An 11,833-nucleotide genomic window follows, 5' to 3' on the forward strand; every position below is an offset into this window, starting at 1 on the left:
ACGAAAAGTAGACCTGACTGGTCAAAATAAAACCATGAATGCGATCACGAATCGCAGCGGCACGTCATGTTCGCCCATGGGTAAATTCTTATGCTCACTTCAGGCCCAGCAAAAAATCATAAAGGCCTCTACCCCCTACAGGTTGTTACGTGAGGATTTAAAAATGCTCAGTCAAATACAACGTTTTGGCGGCGCCATGTTTACCCCGGTGTTGTTATTTCCCTTTGCCGGGATCGTGGTCGGGATCGCCATCATGCTTCGCAACCCGCTGTTTGTGGGCGAGGCCTTAACCGCCCCCGATAATCTGTTCGCGCAAATTGTTCACATCATTGAAGAGGGCGGCTGGGCGGTGTTTCGCAATATGCCGCTGATTTTTGCCGTGGGTTTACCGATTGGTCTGGCGAAGCAGGCGCAGGGCCGCGCCTGTCTGGCGGTGCTGATCAGTTTTCTGACCTGGAACTACTTTATCAATGCGATGGGGATGACATGGGGTCATTTCTTTGGCGTCGACTTCGCCGCTGAGCCCACTGCCGGCAGCGGACTGGCCATGATTGCCGGTATCAAAACGCTCGATACCAGCATCATTGGGGCGATTGTGATTTCGGGGATTGTCACCGCCATCCACAACCGCTATTTCGACAAGCAGTTGCCTGTTTTCCTGGGGATTTTTCAGGGCACCTCGTTTGTCGTTATCCTCGCGTTCTTTGTGATGATCCCCTGCGCCTGGCTGACGCTGCTGGGCTGGCCGAAAGTGCAGCTGGGCATTGAGTCCCTGCAGGCCTTTTTACGCTCTGCCGGTGCGCTGGGAGTGTGGGTTTATACCTTCCTGGAACGCATTCTGATCCCTACCGGATTACACCACTTTGTCTACGGTCCGTTTATCTTTGGCCCGGCAGCGGTCGAGGGCGGCATCCAGGTTTATTGGGCGCAGCATCTTCAGGAATTTAGCCAAAGCACGCTGCCGCTGAAAACCCTGTTCCCGGAAGGCGGTTTTGCGCTTCACGGCAACGCCAAAGTGTTTGGCTCTGTCGGGATTGCGCTGGCGCTCTGGTACACCGCATCACCGGAAAACCGCGTCAAAGTGGCAGGCCTGCTGATCCCGGCCACGCTGACCGCCGTGCTGGTGGGCATTACCGAGCCGCTGGAATTCACCTTCCTGTTCATTTCGCCGCTGCTGTTTGCCGTCCACGCCGTTCTGGCCGCCACGATGGCGACGGTGATGTACATCTTCGGCGTCGTGGGCAACATGGGCGGCGGACTGCTGGACCAGTTTCTGCCGCAAAACTGGATCCCCATGTTCCACAACCACGCCTCGACGGTATTCACCCAGATGGGTATCGGTCTTTGCTTCACCGGCCTCTATTTCGTGGTCTTCAAAACGCTGATTGAACGGCTGAACCTTAAAACCCCGGGCCGTGAAGAGAGCGAAGTCAAACTTTACAGCAAGGCGGATTATAAAGCGGCACGCGGGCAAACCACCGCACCGGCTGCCGCCAGCCAGCAGGTTGGGCAAGCCGCCGGATTCCTGCAGGCGCTGGGCGGCGCGGCCAATATCGAAAGCATTAATAACTGCGCCACTCGCTTACGTATCGCGCTGGTCGACATGGCGCAAACCCAAAGCGATGACGTCTTTAAGGCCCTGGGCGCACACGGTGTGGTGCGACGCGGCAACGGCATTCAGGTGATTGTTGGACTGCACGTCCCTCAGGTACGAGACCAGCTTGAATCGCTGATGAAAACCCCTTCAACAAACGAACAAACTACCCTGACAGAGGCTATATCATGAAAAAATTCTCAGTTGTCATTGCAGGCGGCGGCAGTACCTTCACGCCGGGTATCGTCCTGATGCTGTTAGCCAACCGCGACCGTTTTCCGCTGCGCGCGCTGAAATTCTATGACAACGACGGCGCACGTCAGGAGACCATCGCCGAGGCGTGCAAGATCATCCTTAAAGAGCAGGCTCCGGAGATTGAGTTTAGCTACACCACCGATCCTGAAGCGGCCTTTACCGACGTCGATTTTGTGATGGCACATATCCGCGTGGGGAAATACCCGATGCGTGAAAAAGACGAGAAAATCCCCCTGCGTCACGGTGTGCTGGGTCAGGAGACCTGCGGACCCGGCGGGATCGCCTACGGCATGCGCTCTATTGGCGGCGTGCTGGAGCTGGTCGATTACATGACGCAATACTCCCCGAATGCGTGGATGCTGAACTACTCGAACCCGGCGGCCATCGTGGCTGAAGCGACCCGTCGCCTGCGACCCAACGCCAAAATCCTCAACATCTGCGATATGCCCATCGGCATTGAAGGGCGTATGGCGCAGATAGTCGGCCTTAAAGACCGTAAAGAGATGCGCGTGCGTTACTACGGGCTGAACCACTTCGGATGGTGGACATCCATTGAAGATGCAAACGGCAATGATTTAATGCCGAAACTGCGCGAATATGTCGCGAAAAACGGCTATGTACCGCCCTCTGACAATGCCCATACCGAAGCCAGCTGGAACGACACGTTCGCGAAGGCAAAAGATGTGCAGGCGCTGGATCCCGACACCATGCCAAACACCTATCTGAAATATTACCTGTTCCCGGACTACGTGGTCGCGCATTCCAATCCGGAACGCACGCGCGCTAACGAGGTGATGGATCACCGTGAGAAGCATGTGTTCAGCGCCTGCCGGGCGATTATCGAAGCCGGTGTATCGTCCGCCGGGGAGCTGGAAATCGACGAACATGCATCGTACATCGTCGATCTGGCGACTGCGATTGCCTTCAACACTCAGGAGCGCATGTTGCTGATTGTGCCCAACAACGGTGCCATTCATAACTTTGATGCCGACGCGATGGTAGAAATTCCGTGCCTGGTCGGTCATAACGGGCCGGAGCCGTTAACGGTGGGCGATATTCCACACTTCCAGAAAGGGTTGATGAGCCAACAGGTAGCGGTGGAAAAACTGGTAGTGGATGCCTGGGAGCAGCGCTCGTACCAGAAATTGTGGCAGGCGATTACGCTGTCGAAAACGGTGCCGAGCGCCTCCGTTGCGAAAGCGATTCTGGATGATCTGATCGAGGCCAACAAAGCGTACTGGCCAGCGCTGCATTAATCGTCCTGACCGGCATCGCCCGATGCCGGTCTCCTTGTCCTTGTCGATTTACGCTATGCTGGAACCTGCCTGTAGCAGACAAGGAATCTTCATGAAAATTTCCCGCCTCGGTGAAGCCCCTGACTACCGCTTCTCGCTGGCTAATGAGCGTACGTTCCTCGCATGGATCCGAACCGCGTTGGGCTTTCTCGCCGCGGGTGTGGGGCTTGACCAGCTCGCGCCTGATTTTGCCACGCCGCTGATCCGCGAAGTGCTGGCGTTGCTGCTGTGCCTGTTTGCCGGCGTGCTGGCCATTTACGGCTACCTGCGCTGGCTGCGTAACGAAAAGGCGATGCGGCTCAAGCAGGATCTTCCCTATACGCGTGGGTTACTCATCATCAGCATGATTTTGCTGGCGGTAGCGGGCGTGGTGATGGTGCTGGTGTTGTATGGTGGATAACCGCAAAGCGCGACGCGAAGCCGACCCCGGCCTGCAGCCGGAGCGGACGTCGCTGGCCTGGCTGCGTACGTTACTGGGGTATGGCGCGCTGATTGCCCTCGCCATCAAGCACAACTGGCATCGCACAGGCGTGCCATTCTGGATCTCACTGGTCGTGCTGGCGCTTGTGGCGATCGTTTTGTGGCGCTATACCCGCAGTCGCAACGTAATGGATGTGACGCAGGACGATTTTGTACAGCCGAAGGCGGTGCGCGATAAGTTCCTGATCGCCCTCGCGGTGCTGTCGTTGTCACTGCTGTTTGCGGTCACCCATCTGCAGTTTATTTTTTCCCTTTAGCCAGGTACTTCGCCATCTCGTCTTCCGGCACCATTCCGCCGCCGGTTGCCCAGACCAGATGGGTCGCGTTCGCGGAAGCGACAGGAACACGCAGCGGCCCGGCCATGCCCGCCAGCGCCGACGGCTCAAGGCGAATGCCTTCTTCCTGCGCCAGCCAGCCGAGCATGTCGTACATGCTTTGATCGGAAAGGGTATAGAACCCGTCAAGCAGCCGCTCCATCGCCCGGCCCACAAAGCCAGACGCGCGTCCAACCGCCAGCCCGTCGGCGGCCGTCACGTTGTCGATACCCAGATCCTGCACGGCGATGGCATCATGTAGCCCGGTGTAGACGCCCAGCAGCATGCACGGGGAGTGCGTCGGCTCGGCGAAGAAACAGTGTACGTTGTCGCCAAAGGCCAGCTTCAGGCCAAACGCCACGCCGCCAGGACCGCCACCGACGCCACAGGGCAAATAGACGTACAGCGGATGTTCCGCATCCACCACGCGGCCCTGCGCGGCAAATTGCGCTTTTAGCCGCTCGCCTGCCACCGCATAGCCGAGGAACAGCGTGCGGGAGTTCTCATCGTCGATAAAGAAACAGTTCGGATCGCTCTCCGCGGCCTTACGTCCTTGCTCCACCGCCACGCCGTAATCCTGCTCATATTCCACGACGATCACACCGTGGCTACGCAGTTTGGCTTTTTTCCACTCACGGGCATCGGCAGACATGTGCACCGTAACCTGAAAGCCGATGCGCGCGCTCATGATGCCAATGGACATCCCGAGGTTGCCGGTGGATCCCACCGCGATACTGTACTGGCTGAAGAACGCTTTAAAACGCGGTTCCAGCAGGATGCTGTAATCGTCTTCGACGCTCAGCAACCCTGCTTCCAGCGCCAGTTTTTCGGCGTGAGTCAGCACTTCATAGATGCCCCCGCGCGCTTTGATGGAGCCAGAGATAGGCAGATGACTGTCTTTTTTCAGCAGCAGCGTGCCGGGAATGGCTATCCCCGATTCGTTCTCCAGCCTTTTCTGCATCGCCGGAATAGCCACCAGTTCGGACTCGATAATCCCCTGCGTGGCCGCCGTTTCGGGGAACGCTTTTGCCAGATACGGCGCAAAGCGGTTAAGGCGTGCATGCGCGTCGTCCACATCGGCTTTGCTCAGCCCGACATACGGCAACCCTTCAGCAAGCGAGGTGGTGCGCGGGTTTAGCCAGGTGGTCTCTTTCAGGGCAATCAGATCCTCAATCAGAGGGAACTGTGCGGTTAAGGTGCTGATAGTTGCGTTTTCCATAGTACGTCTCTTCGCGCTCAGATAATGAAAGAAAGCAGGAATGTGCTGCCAAGTGCAAGTACCGAGGCGATAAACGTCGCCGTCGTATAGTACTTCAGGGTCTCGTTCAGGCTGGCACCGCAGTACTGCTTCACCAGCCAGAAGAGGGAATCGGTCACGATCGTGCAGCCAATGGCACCGGAACCGATAGCAATGGTGATGATCTCCGGACTGACGTTAGGATAGAGCGGCAGCATGGGTGCGACGATGGCAGTTGCGCCCATCATCGCCACCGTGGCTGACCCCACCGCCGCGTGCAGAACCAGCGCCACCAGCCAGGCGAGCAGGATCGGGTGCATATTCAGGTTCGACAGAATGTGCGCCAGGGTATCGGCCAGGCCGCTGGTTTTGAGGATGGCGTTAAACGCGCCGCCCGCGCCGATAATCAACAGAATGTTGGCGATGGCGCCAAAGCCATGCTCGGTATGGGTCAGCATCGTACCCATCCCCATATGCTGGCGCAGCCCCAGCAGGTAATAGGCGACGAACACGGCGATGAACATGGCGGTGATCGGGTTACCGATAAATTCCAGCAGCGTATACAGCGTGCCTTCTCTTGCCATATTCAGCTCGGCGAGGGTCTTCACCAGCATCAGGCCAATGGGCAGCAGCACGGTAAACAGCGTGGCTCCCAGCGAGGGCAGCGTATGTTCTTCACGAACGTTGAGGTCAGAAAATTCAGCCGGGACGGCTTTGAAGGGCAGGCGATCGCCCAGCAATTTCAGGAACAGCGGGCCGCCAACCAGCGAGGCCAGCAGGCCAACCATCAGACCGTAGACGATAACCGTCCCCACGTCCGCCCCCAGCTTATTCGTGACAAACAGGGCCGCCGGGTGCGGCGGAACCACGCAGTGCACCGCCATCAGCGCGGTACAGAGGGGAATGGCCAGCTTCAGCAGCGAGGTATGGGTCTTTTTGGCGATGGAGAAGGCCAGCGGGATCAGCAGGACGACGCCGACTTCAACAAACAGCGTAATGCCGCAGATAAGCCCCACCAGTACCATGATGACATCGGCTGACAGCCAGCGGCAACGCTGAAGCGCTATCCCAATGCGTTCTGCCGCACCGGACACCTCCATCATTTTGCCGAGGATGGTGCCAAGCCCGATCACCGCCGCCAGGAAGCCGAGCGTGCCGCCAATACCGCTTTCAATGGCATTCACCATGTCCAGCGGGCGCATTCCCATCATGGCACCGACAAAAAAGCTCGCCAGCAGCAGCGCCAGGAACGGGTGAAACTTCAGTTTTACGATAGTTAATACGATTAACGCGATGCTGATGAGCAGCGTCGCCACAACCCAGACCTGAGCACCCATATCTCACCTCACCCTTATGTTATTTACGGGTATTGGACGAAAAATCAGCGGGTGCTGACAAACGATATAAATTGCCTTTCAGGTGAGCCAGATTGGATCAAACGCGTGACTGGACTCAAAAAAGCGCAATTAATGCGTGTTTGGTTCACATAAATTCAACTTTGAGCGGTATCCTGAGCAGCAAAAGTCCGTGTGAGAAGTGCGATGAATGACGCAAATGAAGGTCGAAACCGGCTGTTAAACGGCTGGCAGCTGTCAAAAATGTATACGTTTGAAGTGGCCGCCCGCCACGAGTCCTTCGCGCTGGCGGCGGAGGAGCTGTCGCTCAGCCCCAGTGCGGTGAGTCACCGTATCAACCTGCTGGAAGAGGAGTTAGGGATAGCGCTGTTTGTCCGCTCCCACCGTAAAGTGGAGCTGACGCAGGAGGGGAAACGCGTCTACTGGACGCTGAAATCGTCGCTGGATACGTTGAACCAGGAGATCCTGGATATCAAGAACCAGGCGCTGTCCGGCACGTTGACGGTTTACTCTCGTCCGTCGATTGCCCAGTGCTGGCTGGTGCCCATGCTCGGGGATTTCACCCGGCGTTATCCCGCGATCTCGCTGACCATTCTGACCGGCAATGAAAACGTCAATATGCAGCGAACCGGTATCGATCTGGCGCTCTATTTCGACGATACGCCGCCAGCCAATTTGACGCATCACTTCCTGATGGACGAGGCGATTTTACCCGTCTGCTCGCCGGCGTATGCCCGGGAACATGACCTGCTGAAAAATCCCGGCCACCTCAGCCACTGTACGCTCCTGCACGATCGCCAGGCCTGGAGCAATGATTCCGGTACCGATGAATGGCTCAGCTGGGCGGCGCATTTTGCAGTGAACATGCCATCATCATCGGGCATTGGCTTCGATCGCTCTGATTTAGCGATTGTCGCGGCAATGAACCATGTCGGGGTCGCGATGGGGCGAAAACGGCTGGTACAAAAGCGGCTCGAACGCGGTGAGTTGATTGCACCGTTTGGGGAGAAAACGCTTAAATGCCATCAGCATTACTACATGTCGACCCTGCCAGGACGACAGTGGCCGAAAATTGATGCCTTTATTAGCTGGCTGAGAGAACTGGCTGGCTGAAGAATTATTACGCTTTGGCGCTACACCAAATGTGAAAAAGCGTGCTAAATACAGGTAATGCTTTTGATTTCTCGCAAGGTACACCGTGTTAAAGCCTTTGATTGCCACTGCGTTACTGTTCTCTTCCGGCTGGGTGATTGCCGCTGAGCCACCGCTGACGGCTGCGCTTTATGCGCAAAAGCTGGGCGTGGGGATGGACGTAGACTGGGCGCGCACCGAGCGCGGTATTCGGGAGTTCGATCCGCTGGTGGTTCGCGATTTTCGTGCGAAGGGTATCAGCCATGTGCGTATCCGCGTGGCCGATGAACCGACGGAGGCGCGGCTGATTCATCTGCGTAAGCTGGTGGAAGCCTGCGAGCAATACGGGGTGATCCCGATTATCGCTTATCAGGCCGATGAATATAAAAACGACCCGAAAGCCGAGACGGAAAAAGAGGTGATTAACTGGTGGATTGCCGTGGCGCACTACTTCGGCCAAAGCTATCCCCTGCTGGGTTTTGACCTGATTTATGAACCGGCGGACAAGCTCAACCATAACGCCGCGTCGCTTAACCGGGTTTACGAGAAAACCGTCAAAGACATTCATGCAATTGATGCTAATCGCATGATCTTCATCGCGCCACGTCTGCGGGCTGCGCCAGAAGACCTCTCCAGCCTGAAACTCCCGGCGCACAGCCAAAATTATCTGCTGGCGGAGTGGCACATTTTCCCGTGGGGCCCGCTAAAGAGTAACGGTAAATATCCGTGGACGTCCGGGACGGTGGTGGAGAAAGCGGCTATCCATAATCGTATTGCGACCGCGCTGCACTGGCAGCAAAAAACCGGTCACGTCAGCTGGGTGGGCGGCTGGGGCGTGGGTGAATCAAATCACTTCACCCCCACCGCATCGCAAATGGCGTTTGCCTCGTTTATGGCCTGCGAACTGCAAAAGGCCAAAGTTCCCTACGCTATCAACGCGGATATTCAGTTTTACGACGGGGAAGAGGGCGCCTGGCGTCCTGCACCAGAGCCGCTGCTGCAGGCCATGATCGCGCCTGTTTGTGAAAAGCCCGGCGAGAAGCCGGGCCATCATGCGGTTAAACCGGCTGCTCGTGATGGGGAACACGCGACGCCAGCGGCAGCCAGCACAGTAAAATCAGCAGCCCCATCAGCGTCATCAGCAACCCCAGACTAGCCTGGCCAGTTTGCGGCATCATCGCCGAGAGCCAGGCCAGCGCGCCGGAACCGATGTTCTGCAGTCCCCCCACCAGTGCGCCCGCCGTGCCTGCGAGGAACGGGAACGGCTCCATTGCGCCGCTGGTGGCGAGCGGGAACAGCATCCCCGCGCCGAAGAAGAACAGCGCCGCCGGGATCAGCAGCGTCCAGACGGTCATCACACCAAACAGCCCCGGGATCCACATCATCAGACCTGCCAGCAGGCAGCTGATCACCGACTGCCACATCAGCGTTGAGAAACGCTTGTTCTGACGGCCGGCAAACCAGGCACCAAAGAACGCGGCCGGGATGGGCAGAATAAACAGGATACTGACCACCATGCTGCTCAGGCCAAGCCCGGCACCCAGCAGCACGCCGGAGCAGGCTTCAAACACGGCAATACCCGCCAGGCCACCAACCAGCATCAGCAGATAACAGGTAAACGCGCCGTTGCCGAACAGCGTTTTATAGCTGGTGATGAGGCGGGTGCGTGGCGCGTCCGTTGGCCGGGTTTCCGGCATCCACCGCTCCATGCTGAAGGTCACAATTACGCACAGCACCAGCAGGAAAGCGTAGCAGGCACGCCAGGACCACATCGTATCGAGCAAGCCACCAATTAGCGGCGCCAGCAGCGGGCTCACCAGAATCCCCATATTTAACAAACTGTTGGCATGGCGGAGCTGGGTGCCCTGATAGAGATCGCGTGGCAGGGTTCGCGCCATCACCCCTCCGACGCCGGTGCCGACACCCTGCAGGGCGCTGGCGGCAATCAATATGGTCAGGTTATGGGTGGTAATGGCAATCACCGTCGCCACCATGAAAATGGACATACCCACCAGAATCACCGGGCGACGCCCGACGCGATCAGACAGCGGTCCATAGAACAGCTGCGAAACGCCGTAGGTCAGCAGATAAGCTGCCATTACGCTCTGTACTGCGCCCTCGCGGACGTTAAGTTCCTTTGCCATATCGGCGATCGCCGGAATGTAGATGGTTTGCGCCATCTGACCGACGGCCACCAGTAACACCAGCATCAACAATAAGTTAACGTTCCTGTGTTTTTTCATGTCGCTGAATACTTTTGCCAAAAGAGAGAAATAAAGAATAAGTGACTACGCATTCCCATAAATGCGCGAGGAATCTACCACAGAGAGATGACAAATTAAGCATTCCTGTGATGAATGTCAGAAGGGGTAAAGGCAGGATTTGTAAACAAGATCGGCAACTAATGTTGCCAGTGATTTATGCCAGGCGCAGCAGGATCGCCCCGCCCGCAATTCCCACTGCGGCCGCGATACGCAGTCCCGCAACCTTTTCTTTTAACAGCACAAATGCGATCAGCGCCCCGAAGAGGATGGATGTTTCACGCAGGGCGGCGACCACGGCCAGCGGAGCCTGGGTCATCGCCCAGAGCGCCAGGCCGTAAGAGCCCATGGTGCCGATCCCCCCGAGCAGCCCTTTTTTCCAGTGCGTACGCAGGTATCTGGAAGCTTCGCGTCGGCGTGCCATCATCGCCCAGAAGAGCAGGCAGAAACCATTCATAAAGAAGGTCCAAAGCGTATAGCCCAGCGCGGTGTCTGATAACCGCACGCCGGTGCCGTCGACCAGCGTATATCCGGCGATAAAGCAGGCGTTGAGCAGTGCAAGCCAGACCCCCTTACGCGACGTCATGCGGCCGTTCATGGCCATAGCCAGAATCGACAGGCAGATCACGGCGATGCCGGACCACGCGAGCCATGACAGGCTATCTCCCAGCACCAGCACGCTTATCAATGCCACCAGCAGCGGTGCCGTACCGCGCATCAGCGGATAGGTCTGGCTCATATCGGAGACCTGGTAGGTCTTTGCAACCAGCACTGTGTACACCACCTGCAGCGCGCAGGAGACCCCTAAAAACGGCCAGCTGGCAGCAGACGGCTGTGGGGAGAAGGGCAGTAATACCAGGGCGATAAACGCGGCGGAACCGCTAACGCTGATTGCTGAATAGAGCTTGTCTGTACCGGCTTTAACAATGGCGTTCCAGCTGGCATGCAGCAGCGCGGCGAACAGTAAAATGCAGAAGACGGTAATGGTCATGGCGTATCTGGCGGTGAATTGTCACTCAACTGTAACATTCACCACCTGATGCTGCCAGCCGGTCACACCGCGCAAAACAGACGGTGTGTGACCCGTGGTTCATCCGAGACCAGCGTAAAGCCCGCCTGATGATAAAACCCGTAGGCAGCGTCCGGGGCGTGGGTATTGAGAAAATCAAACCAGATGCTGGCATCGGCCATTACCACGGTCAGAAGCTGCTTACCAATGCCCAGCCCGCGGCACTTCTCGCTGACGTAGAGATGACGAATGCGGCCGGCGCGCGGCTGCTGGCTGAAGGGATCGCGGTTAAGACCGCATACGCCCACCAGCTTGCCGTTCAAAAAGGCGCCCAGCAGCTTTTCGCCCGGTGCGTTAAAACGGTTTTCACCGCGCCGCCAGTTCTCTTCCAGCCGGCGCAGCATGTTGAAATTCGATGCGATACTTTCGGCCTTTAAGGCGATATAGCCTGGTTCTTCTGGCGTGACAGGCTCAATTAACAGACGCGACATAGCATTCCCTCGTTATTAAAGAGGGGCGGTTGCCCGCCCCTCTCAGGTGCGACTTGAACCTGAATCACCGAAGGTATTTCAGGACAGCATCAAGTAGTTGCAGTACAGCAACAATGAGTTTGAGGATAAGTATCACCATATCCACTACGCTCATACGCGTCTCCTTTTGGTTAAAAGGAGCACGATGCTGGCGTACCTTTCCGCCGCCTGTGACCAGCACCTGGATTGACGTAACACAGTGTGCTCACTTCAGGGGGTTAAGGCACTGACGGCACCACCCGTTTCAGCCAGGACTTCGTTGCGCCGGTAGAACTGCGGCCCCCTCGCTCACTGCGAACACCCTCAGTATAGATAAATACTGTATGCATGAACAGTATTTTTTGGACAAAATTCAGAAGGCGGTCCATACTC

At 57.1% G+C, this 11,833-nt stretch carries 12 protein-coding genes; 6 read left to right on the forward strand and 6 right to left on the reverse strand.

The window, feature by feature from the left end:
• Nucleotides 1-163: 163 nt before the first annotated feature.
• The 4 genes from BJP35_RS03525 to BJP35_RS03540 all read left to right on the forward strand — a co-directional run bounded on the left by BJP35_RS03525 (nt 164) and on the right by BJP35_RS03540 (nt 3,881).
• The gene (locus tag BJP35_RS03525) at nt 164-1,786 is read left to right on the forward strand and encodes an alpha-glucoside-specific PTS transporter subunit IIBC (protein WP_047742693.1); all 1,623 of its coding nucleotides are present in this window, start codon (nt 164-166) and stop codon (nt 1,784-1,786) included.
• Nucleotides 1,783-3,105, forward strand: a complete 1,323-nt coding sequence (locus tag BJP35_RS03530; RefSeq protein ID WP_014167975.1) for a 6-phospho-alpha-glucosidase — start codon at nt 1,783-1,785, stop codon at nt 3,103-3,105. Before BJP35_RS03525 ends, BJP35_RS03530 begins: the two co-directional genes overlap by 4 nt.
• Nucleotides 3,106-3,196: 91 nt before the next feature.
• A complete protein-coding gene (locus tag BJP35_RS03535) occupies nt 3,197-3,544 on the forward strand; it encodes a YidH family protein (protein WP_020882741.1) in 348 nt (115 codons plus the stop codon).
• On the forward strand, nt 3,534-3,881 hold the full coding sequence (locus BJP35_RS03540) for a DUF202 domain-containing protein (protein WP_014167977.1): 348 nt from the start codon (nt 3,534-3,536) through the stop codon (nt 3,879-3,881). The genes BJP35_RS03535 and BJP35_RS03540 overlap by 11 nt, the downstream gene beginning before the upstream one ends.
• On the opposite strand, the gene dsdA is transcribed toward BJP35_RS03540, so the two are convergent.
• Entirely contained in the window at nt 3,865-5,157 is a 1,293-nt protein-coding gene (dsdA, locus tag BJP35_RS03545) for a D-serine ammonia-lyase (protein ID WP_020882740.1), read from the reverse strand. The two genes, BJP35_RS03540 and dsdA, sit on opposite strands and share 17 nt — an antisense overlap.
• 17 nt (nt 5,158-5,174) lie before the next feature.
• A complete protein-coding gene (dsdX, locus tag BJP35_RS03550; RefSeq protein ID WP_014167979.1) occupies nt 5,175-6,512 on the reverse strand; it encodes a D-serine transporter DsdX in 1,338 nt (445 codons plus the stop codon).
• A gap of 204 nt (nt 6,513-6,716) precedes the next feature.
• Here dsdX and dsdC point away from each other — a divergent pair, with 204 nt between their 5' ends.
• Both dsdC and BJP35_RS03560 read left to right on the forward strand, forming a co-directional pair.
• Nucleotides 6,717-7,643 carry a DNA-binding transcriptional regulator DsdC gene (gene dsdC / locus BJP35_RS03555; RefSeq protein WP_047355944.1) on the forward strand — a complete coding sequence of 309 codons (927 nt, stop codon included), beginning with the start codon at nt 6,717-6,719 and terminating at the stop codon, nt 7,641-7,643.
• 85 nt (nt 7,644-7,728) lie between these two features.
• A complete protein-coding gene (locus BJP35_RS03560; protein ID WP_047742696.1) occupies nt 7,729-8,817 on the forward strand; it encodes a cellulase family glycosylhydrolase in 1,089 nt (362 codons plus the stop codon).
• Here the strand turns inward: BJP35_RS03560 and emrD are convergent.
• From emrD to tisB, 4 genes are all read right to left on the reverse strand, one after another.
• A complete protein-coding gene (emrD, locus tag BJP35_RS03565; protein ID WP_047742698.1) occupies nt 8,720-9,904 on the reverse strand; it encodes a multidrug efflux MFS transporter EmrD in 1,185 nt (394 codons plus the stop codon). The genes BJP35_RS03560 and emrD overlap by 98 nt on opposite strands.
• Nucleotides 9,905-10,079: 175 nt before the next feature.
• Nucleotides 10,080-10,913, reverse strand: a complete 834-nt coding sequence (locus BJP35_RS03570; RefSeq protein ID WP_020882736.1) for an EamA family transporter — start codon at nt 10,911-10,913, stop codon at nt 10,080-10,082.
• Between the two features lie 62 nt (nt 10,914-10,975).
• Complete coding sequence (locus BJP35_RS03575; RefSeq protein WP_047742700.1) at nt 10,976-11,422, reverse strand: GNAT family N-acetyltransferase; 447 nt, start codon at nt 11,420-11,422, stop codon at nt 10,976-10,978.
• Nucleotides 11,423-11,486: 64 nt separating this feature from the next.
• On the reverse strand, nt 11,487-11,576 hold the full coding sequence (gene tisB, locus BJP35_RS03580) for a type I toxin-antitoxin system toxin TisB (RefSeq protein ID WP_020684667.1): 90 nt from the start codon (nt 11,574-11,576) through the stop codon (nt 11,487-11,489).
• Nucleotides 11,577-11,833 lie beyond the last annotated feature (257 nt).

The organism is Enterobacter sp. J49 (genome assembly GCF_002148625.1).
Lineage (GTDB): Bacteria > Pseudomonadota > Gammaproteobacteria > Enterobacterales > Enterobacteriaceae > Enterobacter > Enterobacter ludwigii.